The organism is Rickettsia finnyi, assembly GCF_049668125.1.
GTDB lineage: Bacteria > Pseudomonadota > Alphaproteobacteria > Rickettsiales > Rickettsiaceae > Rickettsia > Rickettsia kotlanii.
On record NZ_CP187160.1, the window covers coordinates 218,190 to 236,184 of the forward strand.

Here is a 17,995-nt window from a genome sequence, read left to right on the forward strand (position 1 = left end):
AGTTTTAATTTCCCGAGATTGCCGCACTTCTTGCAGTCGTTCGCAATGACGCCAATTTTTCAAATTAAACGAGTTACCGTCCAAATAAGCGTTCAATATCCTTAATCTTCAACTCAATATAAGTAGGTCTGCCGTGATTACATTGACCTGAAAGCGGCATATTTTCCATTTGACGCAGTAAGGCATTCATTTCATCTGCCGATAATTTTCGTCCTGCTCTAATAGAGTAATGACAGGCATAAGTTTTCGTTACATGTTCGATTAACTCTGTCAAAGCTATATTCTTGCCAAAATCCGATAAATGATCGGCGAGATCCTGAATTAACTTTTGTACGTTTACATCTCCAAGAATATTTGGAATTTCAGTTACTATAATAGATTTTTCGCCGAATTTTTCTAGAGTTAAACCGAGTTTATATAGTTTTTCTCTATGGTCATATAAATAACCTGCTTTTTTTTCATTTGGCAGTTCTACTATCTCAGGGATAAGCAAACGCTGTTTGATTAACTCTTCCGTTTTAAGGTAATCTTTTATTTTTTCATACCCTAAACGTTCGTGTGCTGCATACTGGTCGGTAATCACTATACTATCTTCGGTTTGTGAAATAATATAAGTCGTATGAAGTTGTGCTTTAGCTGCCCCAAGTTTATATTGTTTACGGATTTGCTGTTGTTCTATACGGTTTTCTACTTCTTGTTCTATTTTAGCATGTGATAATGTATCGATTAATTTTTGACAAACATGATTTTGAGGAACTGTATTAAGTGTAGAATGAGTAGTAGGTCTATAATCTGCCGATTTACTATTAACATTTATAACTTTACTTACTGGCGATTGTTTTTTAACTAAAGGATTTTTAAATAACTCAAGAGCATCAGAGGCGATAGTAGTAGAAGTAACATGGCTTTTATTTGTTAAAGCATTTTTAATTGCTTCTATTAATAAGTTTCGCACATAATTCGGGTCATGAAACCTAACCTCTGCTTTTGCCGGATGTACGTTAACGTCAACAAGTTGCGGATCGATTTGTAAGAATATAGTACATAGCGGATAACGATCACGAGCTAAATAATCTTGATATGCTACCCTTAAAGCTACCTGTAATAATTTATCTTTTACCGGTCTATTATTAATAAATAAAAATTGATCTTCACTTGAAGCTCTATTATACGTCGGGCTACTAGTATAGCCGCAAATAGAAAAATTAGGTGTTTTGAAGTCTATATAAACGGCGTTTTTTATAAAATCATCACCTATTACATCAATTATACGCTGTTTTAGGTTAGTTTCAGCATCTTTATTTTGTCCCTTTAGTTTTAATAAATTCTTGCCGTCATGTGTTAAACTAAAAGAAATTTCAGGATGTGCTAGAGCGATTTTCTTAACCACATCTACAGTTGCTGCAAGCTCTGTTTTATCGGCTCTAAGAAATTTTAAACGTGCAGGTGTTGCGAAAAATAAATCACGTATCTCTATTTTAGTACCTTCATTATGAACAGAAATAGTAACTTGTTTTTCATTGCCGCCGATTAACTTAATCTGAAATGCTTTGTCGGCATCTCGTTTTTTAGAAGTAATTAGCATTTTGCTAATAGCAGCAATAGACGGCAGTGCTTCACCCCTAAAACCGAAAGTATGAATATTTAGAAAATCACTTTCATCAAACTTAGAAGTTGTATGACGTTCAACGGCAATTTCTAATTCCTTATCAGTCATACCGATACCGTCATCGGAAATAATGATTAGATTTTTACCGGCACGTTCTAAAATAATATCTATTTTAGTACTACTTGCATCAACAGCATTTTCAACTAATTCCTTTACTACCGATGCGGGCCTTTCTATAACCTCACCGGCAGCAATTCGGTTGATAGTACTTTCTGACAGAAATTTTATAGTCATTTTGTTACTAATTTAAATTTCTTACTACAATATGGGCAGATAACTTCCTTTTTTTCTTTATCTATCTCTAAATAAACTTTCGGATGGTCATATGGAAGTTCTTTGCCCTGGCAAGATACAGATGCATCAACGCTATTAACAATTTCCATAGATTTATACATTATTTCTTTAAAGTGTAATCTAATATAAGTTACTTTTAAATAAAAGACAAATATTACTTGATTAAATATGTCATCTCGTGACTTGATCAGTTGTGTTGCATGGTTCTAATTTTCTCGTCATTGCAAGGAAATTACGTAAGTAATTGACGAAGCAATCTAGTGCCAAAGTTCTGAGATTGCCACGCAGCCTATGACTGCTCGCAATGACGATTTAGCTGGCTGGTACAAGCCACGGTATAACAGTACATATTTTATAAGGAGATAAAAAGGAAAGACAAAGTAGCAGTTATTACCAGTTCTACTAGCGGTATCGGGCTTGAAATAGCAAAACATTTTGCAAAACTTGAGTCTAAAATAGTTATTAACGGTCTTGCAAAAGAAGATGAAGTAGCTAAAAATTCAGCAGAATTGAAAGAACTTGGGGCAAGGACTGTATTTTATCAAGGAATAAATTTGGAAAAACCTGATGAAATTCATTCTATGTTTGAAAGGATAATAAAAGAATTCGGTAAAATAGACATATTAGTAAATAATGCAGGTATTCAGCATGTTGCTCCTATCGATGAATTTCCTGAAGATAAAACAGATTATGAAAAAAACGGCTTCGGGCGAATTGTTAATATCGCTTCCGCTCATGCATATGTCGCATCATCTTTCAAGTCGGCATTATGTGGCAGCAAAGCACGGTATCCTTAGGCTTACCAAAACCGTTGCTTTAGAAGTGGCTGAGAATAATATTATACAGTTAATGCTATCTGTCCCGGTTACGTCAACACACCATTAGTAAGGAATCAAATAGCAGATACTGCTATAGCTAGACATATCAGTGAAGAATCAGCGTTAAGGAATGTAATCCTTAAATCTCAAGCTACGAAAAAATTGTAGAAGCTGATGAAATAGCAAACTTAGTAATATTCTTATGTGACGAAAAAGCATCATCAATAACAGGTAGTGGACTCTTGATAGATGGCGGCTAGACGACATAGTAGTTTTTAATTTGTAATATTTGTTAGTTATTGAGAAATAACTAACAATAAAAACTTCTTGCAAAAATTTAACTTACTCCTTTACACTTGAAATAAACCACAATTTATTCAAGGAGGAATTTATGCCAGAAAAAAACATCTACATTTTCAAACTGAAGAAACTGAATTAAATAGAGTAAAAATGCTAAATTTTTTAAAGATGAACTGGGCAGCCCCATAGATGGGCAATTAGTTATAGGAGAAGTTGAAGAAGTAAAAAAAGAATTTTCTAGACCCGTAGAAATTGAGGTAAAGCGTAATTTGGGTAAGTTAAAAAAAACTCTAGCCTATCTTGGAATTATTAAAAATATAGTAAGCAAAGAAGAGAAAATTATAGGTACCTATGAATTAGACAATTTCACTAATGATAAGAATTCTATAGAGAACTTTTTAAACAACTTAGATTTCCATGAAGAAAAACTTTACGCATATGATCTTAGTGGTACAAAAGTTGGAGAAGTAGGTGATTTTGGAAAAGTAGTATTAGATGAGAATATTAAGCTTGATGAAACTATTCTTCAAAAAAAATGGAAAATTCTTAGATTTAGAAGGTAAAGCTTTACAAAATCAAAACCAGTTTATACAAAAAGGTAGCGGAGTTTACCATTTAAGTATTGCTACAGACATAAAATATTTTGATAAAGATTGAAGTATTAAGACTTCAAAAAGTGTTTTACGAACTTAACACAAAGCCCGTAAAAAGTGCTCTTAAAGGTAACAGAGAAGCTGCAAAAATAGGAGAAAAACTACGAAAACAAGAAGAACAGAAATTTGCAGGAATTAAAAAGCCAAAAGGAGCTAAACTTACAAAAGTAAGAATTCCGGTAGTTCCCACTAGAGGATAACTAGGTTATAAGTGCTTGACCATTATAACGTGTATATTAAATAGTTATGACCAAATTAATATGTACGTTATAATAGTCATAATTTATTATGACTATTATTTAGCCTTTTGCATGTCTAATATAGCTTGTATTTGAGCTTGTGTCTCAAAGTCATTTGGCTCTAATTCTAATGCTTTGTTGTATGATTCAAGAGATAAATCGTATTTGCCTAATTTTTCCAAAGTAAGACTTTTATTAAGATGTGCTTTATAATCATTGATATTTAATTTAAGTGCTGCATCAAAAGCTTTTAATGCTAAATTATATTTTTTAAGAATTCCAAAAACTATTCCTTTATTCAAGTAAGCTCTAAAATCATCAGGATTAAGCTGTATTGTTTTATTATACACTTTAATAGCTAAATCATATTTTTAAAACCTACTCAAAATTGTTCCTATATTATAATATATGTCAGAATAATCTAAATCGTCATCATGCCTATATGTGAGTGCTCTATGCATATGCCTCAAGAACTGCTTTGTAATTTTCAAGTTCATCGAATAATTTATTCTTATTAAAATAAGCATAAGAATAATTAGGATCAATTTCAATTGCTTTATTGTATGCTTCAAGTGCTAGTTCGTATTTTTCAAGCTTTCTTAATATTTCTGCTTTATTGTTATAAGCATAAGAATGACTTGGATCTACTTCGATTGCCTTATTATAAGCTTCTAAAGCTAAATCGTATTTTCCCAACTGAGAATTAATACCGCTCTTTTATTAAGATAAGCCTGAAAATGATTAGGGTTTAGTGCAATTGCTTTGTTATAAACTTCAAGGACCAACTCATATTTTTCAGGAAACCTAAGTCTCAGTTTCTTAGTCTAAATCCATATCCAATATATGCATTTGCATCATTCGGATTTTGTTTTATAGCTTTATCACATTCTGCTAATTCTTTCTCAAAATCATTTGCAACTGATTCAAGTTGTTTATTAAACAAGAACTTATAACCACAAAAATATATTACTATCACCACAAGAATTAAAATGCCGACAATTAAATATTATAAAAGTTACTTTATTATATTATAAATTATACTTTATAAATGATGTAACTTGTCTATAATAACTAAATTAGTAATTAAGTTATTTAAAGCTCGATGAATAATAGGTCTAAGTTCATTTTTTTATCTGCTATTTCAGGTAATGTACTCGAATATTATGATTTTACGGTATATTCAGTTTTTTCGCCGATTATTGGACAAGTTTTTTTTCCAGGCGAATCGGAATTCATTAGAATTCTTCTAAGCCTTGGGGTATTTGCGGTTGGCTTTCTGACAAGACCGATAGGAGGCATATTATTCGGTTATATCGGTGATAGATACGGTAGACGTATCGCTTTAATAATCTCGATGCTAGGTATGACTATTCCGACCTTTATTATGGGTCTCATACCCTCATATGTAAGTATTGGGATTTATGCCCCTATAACTCTAGTTATAATGCGGCTTATTCAAGGTTTATGTATTAGCGGTGAAGGAACGGGAGCGGCTATTTTTATCCTTGAACATCGTCGAAATTTAAGACCGGGTTTTACGGCAGGTTTAGTACATGGTTCAAATATTGCCGGTACCTTAATTGCAACATTTGTCGGTATTATAATAGAACGTTATTTCTCCCATATAGATTTTGCTTGGCGTTTTGCTTTTCTGCTTGGTGGATTTATGGGTCTTGTAGGATTTTACTTGCGATTGCGTGTATCGGAAACACCGATTTTTAAAATGCTTGAGAAAAAGAAACAAGTTCTTAAAGCACCTTTTCCCAATGTAATTAGAACTGCTTGGAGATCGATGTTTTTAACTATGTGTATAGGTGCTATCGCTAGTAGCGTTATGTATTTAGTAAAAACATATATAAATGTTTTCTATTATAATGTAATGCATCTTAGTAATACTATTGCTTTATCATATTTAGCGTATAGTTCGTTTATTGCGATGATAGCGATGCCGCTTGCCGGCGGTATTGCCGATATTATCGGAAAATTTAAAATGGCAATGCTTGTTGGTGTTGCTATCTTGATATTGATTTTACCGACCATGTTACTTATGTCGACAGAAGAGATGTGGCAACAAATTATAGCTCTTACAATACTTGGTATGCTCGCAGGAAGCATAGCAGGTACAGCTTATATACTCGTTATATCCTTGTTTACAGCAGAACAAAGATTTACCGGTGTTGCTTTCAGCTACAATTTTGCAATAGCGATATTCGGTGGAACTTCACCTATTATTTCTCGTTGGCTTGTAGAGCGCACAGGCTTATTTTATGCTCCGGCTTTTTATATTATGATCATTGCTACTGTATTTTTAGTGATTATGTATATGATGAGGAAAATAATTAAATCGTTGCTTAATAATTATGAACATAGAAAATAAAGAAATAACAATTAGTTGGTTTACTAATTTACGTGATTTATTGTGCAAAGAATTTGAAAAAATCGAAGAAGAATATGCACAAATTAAAGGTTTAAAACCGGCTAAGTTTGTATACTCAAACTGGCAACGTAACGGCGGTGGTGGCGGTGTCATGTCTCTCATGAAAGGAGAAGTATTTGAAAAAGTCGGGGTTAATATATCTACTGTATTCGGTGAATTTTCTCCCGAATTCCGCAGCGAAATTCCAGGAACAGAGCTAGACGGGAAATTCTTTGCAACAGGCATTTCATTAGTCGCACATCTTAAATCGCCACTAATTCCCGCTATGCATTTTAATACTCGTTATATAGAAACTTCTAAAAGTTGGTTTGGCGGCGGTGGTGATTTAACACCTTTTTATCCGGAAGAGAACGAAACTGCAAAGTTTCATGCAGCTTTTAAAGAAGCGTGCGATAAGTATGATTCTAGCTATTATCCCAAATTCAAAAAACAATGTGATGAATATTTTTATCTGAAGCATCGAAAAGAGCCGAGAGGAGTAGGCGGAATATTCTATGATTACTTAAATAACGGTAATTTTGAACAGGATTTTGCCTTTACACAGGACGTAGGTAAGGCTTTGTTGTCGGTATATCCTGAAATCGTTAGAAGTAAGTTATTTTTACCTTGGACAGCTGAGCAGAAAGAATACCAGCTTATAAGGCGAGGTAGATATGTAGAATTTAATTTGCTATATGACCGCGGTACTAAATTCGGCTTAATGACCGATGGAAATGTCGAAGCAATATTAATGTCATTGCCACCTGAAGTAAAGTTTAATTGACTTTTTTGAAATCATAACCGGAATGGCAAAATGCTATTCCGGTGTGTTGAAACTTCTGTCAAAAGTAAGAGTATTTTCCACAAAACCGATGCAATCCTTGGTTTATAGTGAAATGCATTGAATTAGATGATATTTATAAGAAATATTTTATTTTTTTAAGGATATAGCGAATATCGCTAATGCCAACCCATTTATGATATGAGATATATTATTTAAAAATTAAAAAATGAAATAGAAATGTCACCTAATTCAATGCATTTCACTATAACAAATTTTTTTACTTTGTAAGTTTAGGCGGCAAATAATGTTCTGTTGAGATTACTTTTTTACCAGTTTTATTTTCTCCTATTTTACCTACAACCTTACTTTCTTCCATTCCTGTTGCATTATTAGTTTCTGCTACCTGACGAGTAGATAATTTAACAAGAGCAGTAAAAATTAATTCTGCTTCATTCAAGTGATCACGTAAATTTTGCTTTGTTAAGCCCTTTATATTTTTGTGTTCTTTAAATTATACCAGCCCATTCTTGATGAATAATATTAGTTAATATAGCAAATTCATTCTCTTTTGTTACTTTATGATTTTTCCAGTAGTCAGTTATGTTTCCTGCCCCATCATACGTTATTGAATCCATTTCTCGCTACGACCGTGTCGTTTCCAATTATCGATTGCTCTATCAATTGACTTTTCCGGATTAGAAATTTCTTGAATCCTCTCATAACCGACTTTAGCAAGCCATTGTTTAAACGGTTCTGCCTTTGGAGATGGAATAGATTGTATAATACGAAGTAATGACTCTGTATTTGCACAGTCTGTTATATATTTTTTTCCATCTGTGGCAGTTAATCTCAGTCCGTGACAATTTGTCATGACCTCACTTTTTTCTTCGTTTAACCTTTGTTTTAGTTTTCTCCAATAAGCTCCAGAATCACTACTATCAATCAATGCTCATACTACATCGACTACTGAAAATCACCATTTGTTATTATGCAAAATTTTTCTAATAGTTTTATCTTTAAAGATTACTAACTTATTAAGTTCATCGCTATTATTCATAATGTTCCATATTGTTTTTTATGAATTATAGATATTCTAAATAAATTTTACAACTTATATTAGAAATAAAAAATCTTTTAGATAAATAAACTATTAATTTAAAATAAGTTATAGATTGACTTTTAAAAGTTAAGTATAAGCTTTAACTGAAATAGTAAAACAATAGGGTGTAGCAATCTCTACCAAAAGTGAGAACATCTCTCACATAACTGATGTTGATCCTCGACCTTATGGGTCGGGGAGATAAATAGGCATGTCCAGAGCTTAAAGCATTGTTTTAAGCAAAACCTATTATAGCTGACTTTTGGCAGTTTTGCTAACTCCCTGACCACCAAGGGTTTATTTCTCTTTGGTGGTTGAAACTTAAGCAATTTAAGTTTAATTAATCGGGAGTAATTACATATCCAACCAAACTAACAAGAGCCTACTTGAACTCGTAACAGAGTTTACTTTAAAAGAAAATTTAGAAATCCTAAAAGTTGAGATAGCAGAGTTGCTAGAAAGACTTTTGAAAAAGAGAGATATCAATGCAATAGAGAAAACACTTAGCAGAATTAGAAGCAATATTTGGTATTGCTAAAGTATAGATGAGCAGACGTTACTTTATTTATGTCATTCCTGCTTTCCTTTCACGGAAAAACATTGCCCGCATGGATCAGTTTTAACATCATTGCGAGAAAATTACATGAGTAATTGACGAAGAATACAATCTTAGGAGTTTGTTATTATTTCCTGCTCGCAATGACGATATATCTTTAACAATCTCTTTTCAAATAAAAAGAGTATACTAGTCAAATGGTTTCACTATAACCATAATCACTGCAACAATCATGCAAATAGCCGGAATCTCATTAACTATGCGATAAAATTTTTCTGAATGAACATTCTTACCATTTGCAAAATCTTTTCGCCATCTTGCAAGTAAACCGTGAAATATCACTAAAATTAATACTGCAAACATTTTAACGTGAAACCAAATATCAAGAGCAACAAACCCGTAAATATGAGCATTTATTAAACCAAAAATAAATGTGCTAATCATTGCCGGATTCATAATGAATCTGAGTAATTTTAGCTCCATTACTTGTAAAGTACTATCTAGCTCACTACCTATTTTAGCTTTGATATGATAAACATATATTCTAGGTAAATAAAGAAGTCCTGCCATCCAACATATAGCAGATATCAGATGGACTGACTTAAACCATAGATAGTAACTTGCCATTCTTTTCCTTATTAATTTGTTAATTTACACAAACATTTAGTAAATTCGTTTGGACATATTCTTGTACTAGAGCTACTCATAACTAAATTAGTATCAACCTTATTAATAAATCGTAGTAATATATTTGTCAAACTATTAATAAAAATTTTATTTGTTCCAAGTGTCGGAATCCGGGTATATTGAATTTCATATTTATCTGCGATTAATTTATATTCAATATCAAGCTCTACTAGTGTTTCAACATGCTCGGATACAAAGGATATAGGTACGATAATTATGTCTTTTTTTAACTTTCCTGCTAGCTCTATTTCGTCTTCCGTATTCGGTTTTAACCACTCTATAGGTCCTACTCTACTTTGATAAGTTATCTTATAATCTAGATCTTTTATATTTAATTCTTTAACTATTGCTTGTACTGTTTCTTTTATCTGAAAACTATAAGGATCGCCTGCTTTTATTATTTTTTCGGGTAACCCGTGAGCAGAAAATAATATACGAAAATTTTTATCGTATAGTTTTTCTTTAATTAATGAAACATGGGCTTTTATAAAATCTTTTTCTAGAGGATAACAGCAAATTGTTTTAGTTGGAATATCAATATCAAGGTTTTGTAAAAAATTTTTAACCGATGATCCTGTCGTAGTACTTGAAAATTGAGAATATAGAGGCAATAATATTATTTCACTTGGATTATATTTTTTTATTTGACCTATTACTTCTTTAACAAACGGTGCTGAATATCTCATATTTATAAAAATAGCGAAATCTTTTTTTATAAGTTGCTTTAACTTTTCGGTTAGTGCTAATTTCTGCTCCTCTGTTTCCTGAAGTAAAGAAGATTTACCACCGATTAAAGAATAAATTTTTTGAGATTTTTTCTCTCTAGTAATAGAAATTATTTTAGCGATAATATAACGCAAAGGATTTGGTAGATTAATTATAGCTTTGTCATAGAATAGATTAAATAGAAAAGGCTTCACTGATTTAAGGTCTTTTGGACCGCCTAAATTAAAAAGTACTATTGCTATTCTTTTCTTCATACAACCTAACATATTCTGTCAAAAATTCTACATTTTCCGTAGGTGTTTCAGGCAAAATACCATGTCCTAAATTAAAGATAAAATTCTTTCCTTTCATTACCTGAAGAATTTTATAAGTTTTTTCTTTAATAATTTCTTTATTAGTTAATAATACAACCGGATCTAAATTACCTTGTACTATTACTTTATCACTCCACTCTTTCATTTTTTCAAGAGGGACCATTTGATCTACGGCTAAAATATCTATCGGTACTTCTTTTATAAATTTTTCATACAATAATCCCGCTCCTTTAGGAAAAGCAATTATAGGAGTTTTTGGAAAAACTTCTTTTACTTTTAGTACAATCTTTTTTGTTGGCTCTATTACAAATTTAGTAAATTCCTCTTCTGCAAGTACTCCTGACCATGAATCAAAAAGCTTTAAAACATCTACTCCAGATTTTGCTTGATTTATAAGGTGATCAGCTGTTTTTTCCGTAATAAAATTTAATAATTCTTCAGCAAGTATTTTATTTTCATATATGAATTTTTTGCTCGTTTTAAAATCCTGTTTTCCTTTTCCTTCTAGCATGTAACTCATCACTGTCCAAGGACTACCTACAAATCCTATTAAAGAAGTGGGGGATGGTAATTCTTTTTTTACTTTTTTTATTATTTCATAAACCCTTTCTAATTTATCATTCGGATTGATTTGCAGATATTTAAGATCTTCTTGTGATTTGAATTGCTTTAATATAGGCCCTATATTTTCTTTAAAATCCACTTCCCATCCAAGAGCATGAGGTAAAACTAATATATCGGAAAAAATAATAGCTGCATCAAATCCATAACGTTTTATCGGTTGTAAGGTTACTTCCGTTGCTTTGTTAACATCATAACAAAAATCTAGAAAATTTTTTGTTGTTTCTCTTACTTTTTTATATTCCGGCAAATATCTACCTGCTTGACGCATAAACCAAATAGGTATTTTATTACTATTTCCTTTTAACGGATTTATAATTTGTTTCATGCAATTACTAAAAATATTAAAATAATAAGTATATTTATTATTTGTTGTTTATATAAATAGAATTATGTAGATTAAATGTTTTAAACAGAGTTATCAACAAAATTTTCATTAAAATTTTCTTAAAAAAATCGTATTTTTAATTATTATTCACATAAGTTTGTAATGAATTTATACAAGTGGATAATTAGGTGTAAAATTCATTTATAGCTTAGAAAAGACTATTTTTTCAAAGAAAAATGATATTTATTCACAATTTTATCCACAAACTATTTATTTAAAAGAAAATACACTAGATTTACTTGATTTAATAAGGATTTGAGGAAATTTTTAATAGATTTTAATAGGAAAAATAATAAGTTATTAAAAAATTTATCCACAATTACATGTGTAAAGTATGACAAAGCTAATTATTCACTTAGTTTCAGACTCTTCCGTGCAAACTGCAAAATATGCAGCAAATTCTGCCCTTGCACAATTTACTTCCGTAAAACCAAAATTATATCATTGGCCAATGATTAGAAATTTGGAATTGCTAAATGAAGTATTAAGTAAAATAGAATATAAACATGGGATAGTATTATACACGATTGCCGATCAAGAACTCCGAAAAGCTTTAACGAAATTTTGCTATGAATTAAAAATTCCATGTATTTCTGTAATAGGTAAAATTATTAAAGAAATGTCTGTTTTTTCAGGTATTGAAATAGAAAAAGAACAGAATTACGACTATAAATTTGATAAAACTTATTTTGATACACTTAATGCCATAGATTATGCTATAAGACATGATGACGGACAAATGCTTAATGAGTTATCAGAGGCTGATATAATATTAATAGGTCCTTCTAGAACTTCTAAGACACCAACTTCCGTATTTCTAGCGTATAACGGTTTAAAGGCTGCCAATATTCCTTATGTTTATAATTGCCCCTTTCCTGATTTTATAGAAAAAGATATAGATCAATTGGTAGTAGGACTCGTTATTAATCCAAATAGGTTAATTGAGATAAGAGAAGCTAGATTAAATCTATTACAAATTAACGAAAATAAAAGCTATACGGATTTTAATATAGTACAAAAAGAGTGCCTAGAAGTCAGAAAAATTTGTGATCAAAGAAATTGGCCGGTGATTGATGTGTCGACTAGATCAATAGAGGAAACAGCAGCTTTAATAATGCGAATATATTATAATAGAAAAAATAAATATAATAAATAAAAAGATTTTCATTATTTACAAGTAGAAGCCTGTACTTTATAATTTTATTTATAAATGTAGATGTTGTCCATATGAATCCGAAAACAACACTATGTCATTCCTAGCTAAAAGTAACTTTGTTGCATGGATTGAAAAACCTACTCGATGTCATCCCCGCGCAGGCGGGGATCCAGAAAAATAACTTCAAATATTTATATAGAAGTTACACATTTAATAAAATAAGCCTAAAAAAACAAGTTTTTATAGGTTTTACTGGATTCCTGCCTACGCGGGAATGACATAAAAGCCATATGGACAATGCTACAAAAACATAGAGGGATTTATGGCAAATAACGTAACGGATAGCTCTTTTAAAAGGGAAGTATTAGAATCGGATTTACCTGTACTGGTTGATTTTTGGGCAGAATGGTGCGGACCGTGTAAAATGTTAGCACCGATAATAGATGAAATCAGTAAAGAATTACAAGGCAAAGTAAAAGTACTTAAAATGAATATTGATGAAAATCCTAACACTCCTTCAGAATACGGTATTCGTAGTATTCCAACGATAATGTTATTTAAAAACGGTGAACAAAAAGATACTAAAATAGGTTTGCAACAAAAAAATTCTCTTTTAGATTGGATTAATAAATCTATTTAATATTTATTTTATGTCACTTAGCCATCCAAAAGTATTTATAGAGATAACTAATGGTTATGTTGAAGGTATTGATACTCATAAAAGAGCTCAAGGTTTAAAGCATTTCTTCTTGAAAAAAGGAGTCTCTCTTTCTCCAAATATACCTATATTAAACAATATTAATTTTTCTTGTTATGAGGGAGAAAAAATAGCTTTTATAGGGAGTAACGGTTCGGGAAAAAGTTCTCTTCTAAAGCTAATCGCCGGAATATATCCGTTAAAATCCGGTACAGTCAAAGTTCATGGAGATATTGCGGCAATTATAGATATGGGAGTTGGTTTTGAGCCTGAGCAAACTGGTCGTGAAAATATAAAAATGTTAATGCTATATAATAATATGCTGGATAAATATAGCAAAAAAATTGAAAAAGAAATTATAAATTTTTCAGAACTTGGTAGTAAAATTGATTTACCGATAAAAATTTATAGCTCCGGTATGTTATCACGTCTTGCTTTTTCTGTATCGATATTTCAAAATCCGCAGATTCTATTACTTGATGAAATTTTTGCGGCAGGCGATAATTATTTTATAGAAAAATCTCTTAGTTTAATGAAAAATAAATTTAAAAATACTCCTATTTCAATAATAGTAAGCCATCAAGAAGAAATTATAAAAGATAATTGCGATAGATGTATTTTATTAAAAGACGGCAATATTATAGGTGATGGTACACCATCGGAAATGTTTAAAATCTATAACCAACAGTAAGGAAATTCATAAATGATAAAGTATTTTTTTTCTAAAAAATACTGGCGGGCAATAGCATTACTAGTTAAAGCTTCTATAATTAGGCAAAATAAAGATTCTTTTTTAGGTTCTTTATGGAGTTTAATTCAGCCTTTTATTCACATAATGGTAATTTCATATTTTTTCGGTTTTTTATTAAGACAGCCGAGAGAATTTATGGTAATGAACTTAGTCGGTGGTATTCCTTTGTGGAGTTTTATAGTAAGCAGCTTAACGATTTGTTCAAGTTCTTTAGTTATACGTGATCAAATAATAAAAAAAGTTAGAATTTCTAAGACTTTTTTTCCTGTTGCGGATAGTTTAGGGCAATTATATACTTTAATTTGCTCATTTTCAGCAATGTATTTTGCTTTTATTTTATTATTTCCAGAAAAATTTTCTTGGCAAATAATATTTATGCCGATATTAATTTTGCCCTTAATAATATGTGTGATTAGCGGTTCTATCGCAGTAGCATTTTTAACACCGTATATTCGAGATATTCCGCAAATGTTGAATGTTATTCTTGGAGTTATTTATTGGAGTATACCGATAGTTTATCCATATTCGCTAATTCCGGAGTCTAAAAAGATATATTTTGAATTTAATCCGTTCTTTTTAGTTATAAGACCCGTACAAGTGTTGGTGATTGACGGAACATTACCGGATATGATGCTAATAGTTAAGTCTATTATAGTTGCATTTATTACTGTTTGTATCAGTTATTTAATTTATAGACAATTTTCTAAAAGAGTTATTTATTATTTATGAAACTTGGTTTTAATCTAGATTTTAATGAATTAGATTTAACCGGACTTAAAAAATTAGATCAAATATTTTTAGATTATCTCTTTAAAGCCGATAGATCTTTGCATAAAGATTTAATGTTATTTAGATCGACTCCTCTCTCCATTATTCCAAAAGATTATTCCGAATTTTTGCTAAAAATTTCCCCTCATTTAGACGATTTTTTAGCAGAGTTATTTTGTATTTCAAAAGAAATAACGATATCAAGGTTAAAACATAAAGATTTTGATATTATTTATGAATGTAAAAGAAAATTTGTTCAACGTGTTGCCGTAAAAAAATATCCACCGGAAAAGATAAAAGATATTGATTTTGAAGATGTGTATTTAAAGCTAACTGATTTAATAGGTGTGAATTTTACTTCTAGAGAATTTGCCAAACAAATAATTATATGGCAACAGGCAGAAGAAAGTTTTACAGAAGAATTAGACATAGCAGCTAGGTATGCTGCGTATAGGGTTTATTCGTGTGAGGGTATCAAGCCACAGGATGATATCCTATTCAACCTTCCACAAAAACTAGATAAAGAAAATCTAACGGACGATAAAAAAATATTAAAATATCAAAAAAATGAGAGAGTAGATTTTGAATATACAGATTCTTTTTTAAATCTAGATGAAGCTTTAAACCATTCTCATTATTGTATTTATTGCCATAAGCAGGATAAGGATAGCTGTTCTAAGGGATTACTGCAACCTCAGAATCATCATTGCGAGGAGCGAAGCGACGTGGCAATCTCTGGAGATTTGACGAGATTGCCATGCTCCTTGCAGTCGTTCGCAATGACGGATTTAAAACAAGGTTGCCCGTTAAAACAAAAAATTTCTGAAATGAACTATGTTAAGGCACAAGGTTTTAACCTAGGTGCTCTTGCTATTATCGTTATTGATAATCCGATGGTTGTAGCAACAGGTCATAGAATTTGTAATGATTGCTCAAAAGCTTGTATTTACCAAAAGCAAGATCCGGTAAATATCCCATTAATAGAATCAAATATTTTAGAAGAAACGCTTAAATTACCTTACGGCTTAGAGATATATTTACTGCTTACTCGTTGGAATCCGCTTAATATTTATGCACCGCTTCCGAAAGAACCTACTAATTATAATATTTTAGTTACCGGTCTTGGTCCTGCAGGTTTTAGTCTTAGCTATTATTTATTACGGTCAGGTCATAATGTTGTGGCTATTGATGGTTTAAAAATTACTCTAATGCCCTTTGACGTTCATAAGCCTATAAAATTTTGGCATGAATATAAAAATTTGTTATCGGAAAGAATGCCAAGAGGATTTGGAGGGGTAGCAGAATATGGGATTACCGTTCGGTGGGATAAAAATAATCTCGATATATTGCGGCTAATATTAGAAAGAAATAATAATTTCAAATACTATGACGGAGTAGCTTTAGATTTTAATATAACGAAAGAACAAGCTTTCGATTTGGGTTTTGACTATATAGCTTTTTGCATTGGAGCAGGTCAGCCGAAAGTTTTAGATATAGAAAATTTTGAAGCTAAGGGCGTAAAAACGGCTTCTGATTTTTTAATGACTTTGCAAAGCGGAGGGGCATTTTTGAAAAATTCTAATACTAATATGGTAATTAGGATGCCGATTGCGGTAATAGGCGGCGGTCTTACTTCCTTAGACGCAGCAACGGAAAGTTTATATTACTATAAAAAACAAGTAGAGGAATTTGCCGAAGATTATATAGAAAAAGATTTAACGGAGGAAGATAAAGAAATAGCTGAAGAATTTATTGCTCATGCAAAATTGTTTAAAGAAGCTAAAAATAATGAAGAATTAAGAAAGGTTTTTAATAAACTTGGGGGCGCTACTGTCTACTATCGTGGAAGATTGCAAGATTCGCCGGCATATAAATTAAATCACGAGGAGCTAATATATGCATTAGCACTCGGTGTTGATTTTAAGGAAAATATGCAACCTTTAAGGATTAACGTTGATAAATACGGTCATGTGGGATCTGTGGAGTTTGAGAATCGAAACCATCATTGCGAGCAGTCAAAGACTGCGTGGCAATCTCAGGAGTTTGGCTTAACAAGATTGCCGCGTCAATGCTACGCATTTCCTCGCAATGACATCAAAACCAAAACCGTGATTATGGCAATCGGTATAGAAAATAACACTCAATTCGATGAGGATAAATATAGTTATTTCGGTGATTGTAATCCTAAATATTCGGGTAGTGTAGTGAAGGCTCTTGCTAGTACCAAAGAAGGGTATGACGCTATTAACAAAAGGCTTATAAATAATAATCCTAGCTTTAAAGGTAGTTATAAAGATTTTTGTACGCAGCTTGATTATTTGCTGACTTCTAGGGTTAATAAAATAAATATTTTAGATGATAAAACTTTTGAGTTGATAATTCATTCGCCGCTTGCTGCTAAAAATTTTAAGTTCGGACAGTTTTTTCGCTTACAAAATTATTCTAAAGATGTTGCTAAGTTAATAGAGCCTGTAGCCTTAAGCCCTATCGATATTGATGTAGAAAAAGGTTTAATTAGCTTTATAGTTTTTGAAGTCGGTAAATCTACTAGCTTATGTAAAACATTATCCGAAAATGAGAAAGTAGTTTTAATGGGACCGACAGGTTCGCCGCTAGAAATACCTCAAAATAAAAAAATAGTTATTGTTGATTTCGAAGCCGGTAATATAGGCTTATTAAAAGTTCTAAAAGAAAATAATAATGAAGTTATATTTGTTACCTATCCTGATATAAAAATCCGTAAATTCGTTTCAGTGGATATAGTAATAATTAATGCTTCTCCTGAAATAATAGAAGAATTGCAAAGTCTAAAAAATGAAATATTCAGTGAAAATACAAAAATAATAGTTAGCGTTAATTCATCGATGCAATGTATGATGAAAGGAATTTGCGGACAATGTATTCAAAAAGTTAAAGGAGAGCAGAAATATATTTTTGCATGTAGCCAGCAAAATCAAAATGCAGAAATAGTTGATTTTAAGAGCTTGAAAACTCGTTTACGCCAAAACTCTTTGCAAGAAAAAATGAGAAAATTAGTGGCTAATTCATCCATGATTTAA

20 protein-coding genes and 1 pseudogene are annotated in these 17,995 nt (G+C 31.2%); 11 read left to right on the forward strand and 10 right to left on the reverse strand.

Annotated elements, in window-relative coordinates; genetic code table 11:
* Positions 1–73: 73 nt before the first annotated feature.
* Both mutL and ACPKKV_RS01250 read right to left on the reverse strand, forming a co-directional pair.
* Positions 74–1,903 (reverse strand): DNA mismatch repair endonuclease MutL, encoded by a 1,830-nt coding sequence (mutL, locus tag ACPKKV_RS01245; protein WP_392505786.1) that lies wholly within the window; start codon positions 1,901–1,903, stop codon positions 74–76.
* On the reverse strand, positions 1,900–2,064 hold the full coding sequence (locus tag ACPKKV_RS01250; protein WP_392505787.1) for a zinc-finger domain-containing protein: 165 nt from the start codon (positions 2,062–2,064) through the stop codon (positions 1,900–1,902). The genes mutL and ACPKKV_RS01250 overlap by 4 nt, the downstream gene beginning before the upstream one ends.
* Positions 2,065–2,385: 321 nt before the next feature.
* On the opposite strand from ACPKKV_RS01250, the gene ACPKKV_RS01255 reads away from it, so the two are divergent.
* From ACPKKV_RS01255 to ACPKKV_RS01270, 4 genes are all read left to right on the forward strand, one after another.
* Entirely contained in the window at positions 2,386–2,760 is a 375-nt protein-coding gene (locus ACPKKV_RS01255; protein ID WP_392506911.1) for an SDR family NAD(P)-dependent oxidoreductase, read from the forward strand.
* Between the two features lie 215 nt (positions 2,761–2,975).
* A complete protein-coding gene (locus ACPKKV_RS01260) occupies positions 2,976–3,041 on the forward strand; it encodes a hypothetical protein (protein WP_269473029.1) in 66 nt (21 codons plus the stop codon).
* A gap of 309 nt (positions 3,042–3,350) precedes the next feature.
* Positions 3,351–3,644 (forward strand): hypothetical protein, encoded by a 294-nt coding sequence (locus ACPKKV_RS01265; RefSeq protein WP_392505788.1) that lies wholly within the window; start codon positions 3,351–3,353, stop codon positions 3,642–3,644.
* Between the two features lie 80 nt (positions 3,645–3,724).
* Positions 3,725–3,934, forward strand: a complete 210-nt coding sequence (locus ACPKKV_RS01270; protein ID WP_392505789.1) for a hypothetical protein — start codon at positions 3,725–3,727, stop codon at positions 3,932–3,934.
* Positions 3,935–4,029: 95 nt separating this feature from the next.
* On the opposite strand, the gene ACPKKV_RS01275 is transcribed toward ACPKKV_RS01270, so the two are convergent.
* Positions 4,030–4,323 carry a tetratricopeptide repeat protein gene (locus ACPKKV_RS01275; protein WP_392505790.1) on the reverse strand — a complete coding sequence of 98 codons (294 nt, stop codon included), beginning with the start codon at positions 4,321–4,323 and terminating at the stop codon, positions 4,030–4,032.
* 103 nt (positions 4,324–4,426) lie between these two features.
* Positions 4,427–4,916, reverse strand: a pseudogene (locus ACPKKV_RS01280) (tetratricopeptide repeat protein).
* Positions 4,917–5,075: 159 nt separating this feature from the next.
* Between ACPKKV_RS01280 and ACPKKV_RS01285 the strand changes: the two are divergent.
* On the forward strand, positions 5,076–6,350 hold the full coding sequence (locus tag ACPKKV_RS01285) for an MFS transporter (RefSeq protein WP_392505791.1): 1,275 nt from the start codon (positions 5,076–5,078) through the stop codon (positions 6,348–6,350).
* Positions 6,334–7,173 carry an oxygen-dependent coproporphyrinogen oxidase gene (gene hemF, locus ACPKKV_RS01290; protein WP_392505792.1) on the forward strand — a complete coding sequence of 280 codons (840 nt, stop codon included), beginning with the start codon at positions 6,334–6,336 and terminating at the stop codon, positions 7,171–7,173. The genes ACPKKV_RS01285 and hemF overlap by 17 nt, the downstream gene beginning before the upstream one ends.
* A 277-nt stretch (positions 7,174–7,450) precedes the next feature.
* Here hemF and ACPKKV_RS01295 read toward each other — a convergent pair whose 3' ends face one another.
* The 6 genes from ACPKKV_RS01295 to hemE all read right to left on the reverse strand — a co-directional run bounded on the left by ACPKKV_RS01295 (position 7,451) and on the right by hemE (position 11,504).
* A complete protein-coding gene (locus ACPKKV_RS01295; RefSeq protein WP_392505793.1) occupies positions 7,451–7,630 on the reverse strand; it encodes a hypothetical protein in 180 nt (59 codons plus the stop codon).
* Positions 7,631–7,679: 49 nt separating this feature from the next.
* Positions 7,680–7,808 carry a hypothetical protein gene (locus ACPKKV_RS01300; protein WP_392505794.1) on the reverse strand — a complete coding sequence of 43 codons (129 nt, stop codon included), beginning with the start codon at positions 7,806–7,808 and terminating at the stop codon, positions 7,680–7,682.
* Positions 7,796–8,119 carry a BRO family protein gene (locus tag ACPKKV_RS01305; RefSeq protein WP_392505795.1) on the reverse strand — a complete coding sequence of 108 codons (324 nt, stop codon included), beginning with the start codon at positions 8,117–8,119 and terminating at the stop codon, positions 7,796–7,798. Before ACPKKV_RS01305 ends, ACPKKV_RS01300 begins: the two co-directional genes overlap by 13 nt.
* Before the next feature lie 898 nt (positions 8,120–9,017).
* On the reverse strand, positions 9,018–9,455 hold the full coding sequence (gene hemJ, locus ACPKKV_RS01310) for a protoporphyrinogen oxidase HemJ (RefSeq protein ID WP_392505796.1): 438 nt from the start codon (positions 9,453–9,455) through the stop codon (positions 9,018–9,020).
* Positions 9,456–9,466: 11 nt separating this feature from the next.
* Positions 9,467–10,507 (reverse strand): ferrochelatase, encoded by a 1,041-nt coding sequence (gene hemH / locus ACPKKV_RS01315; protein ID WP_392505797.1) that lies wholly within the window; start codon positions 10,505–10,507, stop codon positions 9,467–9,469.
* A complete protein-coding gene (gene hemE / locus ACPKKV_RS01320) occupies positions 10,464–11,504 on the reverse strand; it encodes a uroporphyrinogen decarboxylase (protein WP_392505798.1) in 1,041 nt (346 codons plus the stop codon). The genes hemH and hemE overlap by 44 nt, the downstream gene beginning before the upstream one ends.
* Positions 11,505–11,898: 394 nt before the next feature.
* Here hemE and ACPKKV_RS01325 point away from each other — a divergent pair, with 394 nt between their 5' ends.
* From ACPKKV_RS01325 to ACPKKV_RS01345, 5 genes are all read left to right on the forward strand, one after another.
* Complete coding sequence (locus tag ACPKKV_RS01325) at positions 11,899–12,720, forward strand: pyruvate, water dikinase regulatory protein (RefSeq protein ID WP_392505799.1); 822 nt, start codon at positions 11,899–11,901, stop codon at positions 12,718–12,720.
* A gap of 322 nt (positions 12,721–13,042) precedes the next feature.
* Positions 13,043–13,360, forward strand: coding sequence for a thioredoxin (gene trxA, locus ACPKKV_RS01330; RefSeq protein ID WP_392505801.1), 318 nt, complete (start codon positions 13,043–13,045; stop codon positions 13,358–13,360).
* A 10-nt stretch (positions 13,361–13,370) separates the two neighbouring features.
* Positions 13,371–14,108 (forward strand): ABC transporter ATP-binding protein, encoded by a 738-nt coding sequence (locus ACPKKV_RS01335; RefSeq protein ID WP_392505804.1) that lies wholly within the window; start codon positions 13,371–13,373, stop codon positions 14,106–14,108.
* A 12-nt stretch (positions 14,109–14,120) separates the two neighbouring features.
* A complete protein-coding gene (locus ACPKKV_RS01340) occupies positions 14,121–14,897 on the forward strand; it encodes an ABC transporter permease (protein WP_392505806.1) in 777 nt (258 codons plus the stop codon).
* Positions 14,894–17,995 carry an FAD-dependent oxidoreductase gene (locus ACPKKV_RS01345; RefSeq protein WP_392505808.1) on the forward strand — a complete coding sequence of 1,034 codons (3,102 nt, stop codon included), beginning with the start codon at positions 14,894–14,896 and terminating at the stop codon, positions 17,993–17,995. Before ACPKKV_RS01340 ends, ACPKKV_RS01345 begins: the two co-directional genes overlap by 4 nt.

Excerpts from the sequence above, each read along its gene's own strand:
- mutL (WP_392505786.1), bottom strand. The coding sequence starts at position 1,903 with ATGACTATAAAATTTCTGTCAGAAAGTACTATCAACCGAATTGCTGCC.
- ACPKKV_RS01250 (WP_392505787.1), bottom strand. The coding sequence starts at position 2,064 with ATGTATAAATCTATGGAAATTGTTAATAGCGTTGATGCATCTGTATCT.
- ACPKKV_RS01285 (WP_392505791.1), top strand. The coding sequence starts at position 5,076 with ATGAATAATAGGTCTAAGTTCATTTTTTTATCTGCTATTTCAGGTAAT.
- hemF (WP_392505792.1), top strand. The coding sequence starts at position 6,334 with ATGAACATAGAAAATAAAGAAATAACAATTAGTTGGTTTACTAATTTA.
- ACPKKV_RS01300 (WP_392505794.1), bottom strand. The coding sequence starts at position 7,808 with ATGGATTCAATAACGTATGATGGGGCAGGAAACATAACTGACTACTGG.
- hemJ (WP_392505796.1), bottom strand. The coding sequence starts at position 9,455 with ATGGCAAGTTACTATCTATGGTTTAAGTCAGTCCATCTGATATCTGCT.
- hemH (WP_392505797.1), bottom strand. The coding sequence starts at position 10,507 with ATGTTAGGTTGTATGAAGAAAAGAATAGCAATAGTACTTTTTAATTTA.
- hemE (WP_392505798.1), bottom strand. The coding sequence starts at position 11,504 with ATGAAACAAATTATAAATCCGTTAAAAGGAAATAGTAATAAAATACCT.
- ACPKKV_RS01325 (WP_392505799.1), top strand. The coding sequence starts at position 11,899 with ATGACAAAGCTAATTATTCACTTAGTTTCAGACTCTTCCGTGCAAACT.
- trxA (WP_392505801.1), top strand. The coding sequence starts at position 13,043 with ATGGCAAATAACGTAACGGATAGCTCTTTTAAAAGGGAAGTATTAGAA.
- ACPKKV_RS01335 (WP_392505804.1), top strand. The coding sequence starts at position 13,371 with ATGTCACTTAGCCATCCAAAAGTATTTATAGAGATAACTAATGGTTAT.
- ACPKKV_RS01340 (WP_392505806.1), top strand. The coding sequence starts at position 14,121 with ATGATAAAGTATTTTTTTTCTAAAAAATACTGGCGGGCAATAGCATTA.
- ACPKKV_RS01345 (WP_392505808.1), top strand. The coding sequence starts at position 14,894 with ATGAAACTTGGTTTTAATCTAGATTTTAATGAATTAGATTTAACCGGA.